This is a genomic window from Butyrivibrio proteoclasticus P6B7, from assembly GCF_000622085.1.
In the GTDB taxonomy this organism is placed as follows: Bacteria; Bacillota; Clostridia; order Lachnospirales; family Lachnospiraceae; genus Butyrivibrio; species Butyrivibrio proteoclasticus_A.
In genome coordinates, this window is sequence record NZ_KK211398.1 from 52,021 (window position 1) to 55,890 (window position 3,870).

Genomic DNA, 3,870 nt, shown 5'->3' on the forward strand with positions numbered 1-3,870 from the left:
GACAGAAGCGCATGTGCCTGCATATGAGTTCTATAAAAAGAACGGCTATATCGAATTAGAAGGGCATGTATCATTTGCCAAGGAGCTATGAAAAAAAGAAGTGAGGAGGAACTGTATGATCACAAGGGATGAGGCATTTGAACTTTTAAAGAAGTATAACAAGGATCCATTTCATATCCAGCATTCATTGACAGTTGAGGCAGTTATGAAGTGGTATGCAAATGAACTGGGATACTCTGATGAAGCAGAGTACTGGGGGATTGTAGGTCTTTTGCATGATATAGACTTTGAACTGTATCCAGAAGAGCACTGCCTGAAGGCTCCTGAACTCCTAAGAGAAGGTGGTGTTAGTGATGACATTATCCATTCTGTATGCTCGCATGGCTATGGAATAACTGTTGGGTGTGGGACAACTATAGATGTGGAACCCATTCACGAGATGGAGAAAGTTCTTTTTGCAGCAGATGAGCTTACCGGACTTATCTGGGCAGCGGCGCTCATGAGACCGTCCAAGAGCACCAAGGATATGGAACTTAAGTCTCTCAAGAAAAAGTACAAGAGCAAGGGCTTTGCCGCAGGCTGCTCCAGAGAAGTAATTGAGCGAGGCGCGCAGCAGCTTGGCTGGGAACTTGATAAGCTGCTTACCATGACTCTTCAGGCTATGGCAGCAAGCGAAGATCTGATAAACGAAGAATTTGAGGAATACTCATGTGGAAGATAAAGCAGATTTTTGATGGAGACTTTGGCTGCGAGGAGCTCGCACCCGGAGAAAGGCCAAAGGTTTCAGTAACACTTGAAAATGAGGAGGGACAAACAAAGTCTGTATCTGTAGAGGATGCATGGCTTATAGATAGAGGGCTTAATATAGGCGATGTTTGGCCTATGCAGGGTATGGGTTATGCAACTTGCAGGGTGAAACTTTAACTTGCAGTAAAACTTACAATGGAGGGTTACATAATGAAGCTTAATGAGATTGAACTCGTTGATAATATTCTTAAACCTGAAGATTTTGTGAGGCTTAGAAATGCTACAGCATTTGCTGATATTCCTATAGAACACGCAAGAAAGGCACTCCAGAATGGCCTTATAAATGTCTCTGCTTTGAAAAACGGTGAACTAATAGGAATGGGCAGACTTGTTGGCGATGGTGCGATGTATTGGTATCTGCAGGAAATAGTGGTTTTGCCTGAATATCAGGGCATGGGTATAGGGACCATGATTGTCAATCACCTTGTAGACTATGCTGTGAAGAATTCTTCTACAGGGAAATTCACTACTATAGGCGGAGTTTCTGCCAAGGGAAAAGAAGGTTTTTATCAGAAACTTGGTTTCGAAGTAATACCAAATGGCATTAGAAAAATGATAGAGATATAGGATTATCTTCCAGTCTGCAAATAAAAAGTCAAGCTTATTTTTGCGTATTATTTGATGTTTTTATGCTTGCATTTTTGGCACAAAAATAAGACCGCCTTAACGCCGGCCTCTATTGAATATCCGATGTTTACTGTGTTTCTTGATTAAGGGAGTTTAGATATTCATTTACGCGTCCGTAATAGATGCGAAGAAACTTATTAGCTCCCGCAGTCATATAAACATAATAAGGCTTTCCTTCAGCACGTTTCTTTGCCATAAAAAGATAAACGTCATTATCAGCAGGTGAGCGTTTGATAAGTCCATCCATGACCTGAAAGAGTGTCTTGCGTAAATGAGGCGAGCCTTTTTTTGAGGTTCGGACACTTTTTTGAGCATATTGTCCGGATTGATTGCTACCTGGATCCACACCTGCGAACGCTGTCAATGCGCCTCTGTGCTTAAAACGAGTGACATCCCCTATCTCAGCCATGAGCTGTGGACCAAGGGTAGGGCCAATACCATCCATGGCCATTACAATGGGGAATTCTGGAAGTGTTGCTGCAGTATCATACAGTTTTGAACGTAGTGTTTCCACTGTTTTTGATATAGAATTAACTTGATCGACTGCATTATGAATGATTAGTTTTGTTGTTTCGTTTTTGGGAAGTACTGCTATTAGATCCTTTGAAATCTCATAGATTTCCCTTGCACGTTTGGCACTGAAACCATAGTCTTTTCGGCTACACCAGTTCCTATAGTGATCTGTAAAAGCATCAAGTGATTTACCGGCCACACAGTCAACGTGCCAATAAGTATAGACAAAATCCACCCATTTTTGGCTTCCGTCTGCACGAGGAGGGCTGGTAAAGAGATCATTAGCACCAGGAAATGTTTGGTCCAGAAGAGAGATGAGGTTATTCTTCATCGATGTCTTCTGCTCCATATAATAATCGAACTGCCTATTCATTGTTTTTAGTTGGTTACGTGTCTCATCCATAAGACCATACTGCTTCAGTTTATCCCATCGGTCAAGGGTGTATCTGGCTATTTTTTGCGAATCGGCCTTATCGGTTTTGGGTGTTCTGAGCGAATCGTCACTGAAATCTTTTATAAGCATAGGATTTACTGTACTTACAAAAATCCCAGCATTAGATAGCCATGTGGCCATAGGTTCATAATAGCGACCAGTGCATTCCATGCAGACCTTGGTTTCACCTTCGAGACTCTTGATCTCATTGATTAAAGCATTGATAGCTGAACGGTTATGCTTATAATCTCGTGGCGCTAAAACTACCTTACCACCCGGCTTGCGGATTGTGACAGTGCTTTTCCCTTTTGAAACATCAATACCAACTGCATTCATCGTGAGATATCCTCCCTATAAGATTATTTGCAATGGTCGATACCAACTTCTCTCATTGCCTATTCAATCTACTGGGTTTTTCACGCGAACGAAAAGTTCAACCTGCATAAAACGAACGCCGCGAATGAGGAGCTGGTTGGCTGACTGAAATACGAACGCTAGGTTCTGGATAACGCGTGGCCAGACCATCTTGCTACACTCATTCTACAGCTTAAGCAATAAGACGGTTAATATCCTAACTGGCTGTTAGGAATACTATCCTTACCTATATAGTAGTAGGATAATGAAATGACAAAAAAAGATGAATATTGTATACAGATTAGGAACAAAACAGGATATAGATGCCATTTGTTTGCTGATTCAGCAGGCTATAAATGAGATGGAAAGCCACGGTATATACCAGTGGGACGATATCTATCCTGAGCGAAAAGATTTTGAAGAAGATATTGAAAAACAAACATTGTATCTGGCTTATTTGAATGAGAATTTGGTTGCCCTATATGTGATAAGCGACGAGTGTGATGAGCAATATCAAAATGGGCAATGGAGATATGATGAGAAAACCTCATATATATTGCATAGGTTTTGCGTTTCTCCGGTTTTTCAGAATCAAGGTATAGGAAAGACGGTCTTACATCATGTTGAAGAGCAGATCAAAGCGATGGGATATCAATCCGTCAGGCTTGACACTTTTACGGAGAATCCCTTTGCACAAAGATTATATTTACATAATGGATATGTGTCTAGAGGATATGCAAGCTGGCGCAAGGGTAAGTTTGATTTGATGGAGAAGAAATTGTAACTTGCAATTTAAACTACAACCAAACTCAGTTTAAAAGTTGCATGTTCTGAGGATTATCTGGTTGGTTTTCCTTCTGGTTAAATGGAGGATTTTACGGCCCTATATTCATTTTCTGTAAAAAAGATGTAGAGATTTTTTCGGGCCAACGTCTTTATTTTTGATTTAATAGAAAAAGCAGTAAGGATTTGGAGTTGGTGAACTAAACTAGTTACAAGTATACTGCTAAAAAACAGAAAACTTGTTTTTAGCAGTAAGATCAGGCGGACAAAAGTTGACCACAAGCTAATTTGCGAGATTCAGTACTGCTTAAAAAGCAAAAATAAAGATATAGACGTAGCACATTTTTTTCTTG

At 40.5% G+C, this 3,870-nt stretch carries 5 protein-coding genes; 4 read left to right on the forward strand and 1 reads right to left on the reverse strand.

From position 1 onward, the window contains the following. The first annotated feature begins 115 nt into the window (after positions 1-115). Genes T541_RS0118260 through T541_RS0118270 form a run of 3 tightly spaced genes read left to right on the forward strand, consistent with a single transcriptional unit; the run spans position 116 to position 1,374 of the window. The gene (locus T541_RS0118260; protein WP_026654007.1) at positions 116-721 is read left to right on the forward strand and encodes an HD domain-containing protein; all 606 of its coding nucleotides are present in this window, start codon (positions 116-118) and stop codon (positions 719-721) included. Next, complete coding sequence (locus tag T541_RS20370) at positions 709-924, forward strand: hypothetical protein (RefSeq protein ID WP_034468005.1); 216 nt, start codon at positions 709-711, stop codon at positions 922-924. Before T541_RS0118260 ends, T541_RS20370 begins: the two co-directional genes overlap by 13 nt. Positions 925-957: 33 nt before the next feature. Then, positions 958-1,374, forward strand: a complete 417-nt coding sequence (locus T541_RS0118270; RefSeq protein WP_029232444.1) for a GNAT family N-acetyltransferase — start codon at positions 958-960, stop codon at positions 1,372-1,374. Positions 1,375-1,501: 127 nt separating this feature from the next. Here the strand turns inward: T541_RS0118270 and T541_RS0118275 are convergent, their stop codons facing one another. Beyond that, positions 1,502-2,716: an IS110 family transposase gene (locus T541_RS0118275; protein WP_026653451.1), complete on the reverse strand. Its 1,215-nt coding sequence runs from the start codon at positions 2,714-2,716 to the stop codon at positions 1,502-1,504. Positions 2,717-3,017: 301 nt separating this feature from the next. Between T541_RS0118275 and T541_RS0118280 the strand changes: the two genes are divergently transcribed. Continuing rightward, positions 3,018-3,518, forward strand: coding sequence for a GNAT family N-acetyltransferase (locus T541_RS0118280; RefSeq protein ID WP_026653450.1), 501 nt, complete (start codon positions 3,018-3,020; stop codon positions 3,516-3,518). The last annotated feature ends 352 nt before the right edge of the window (positions 3,519-3,870 follow it).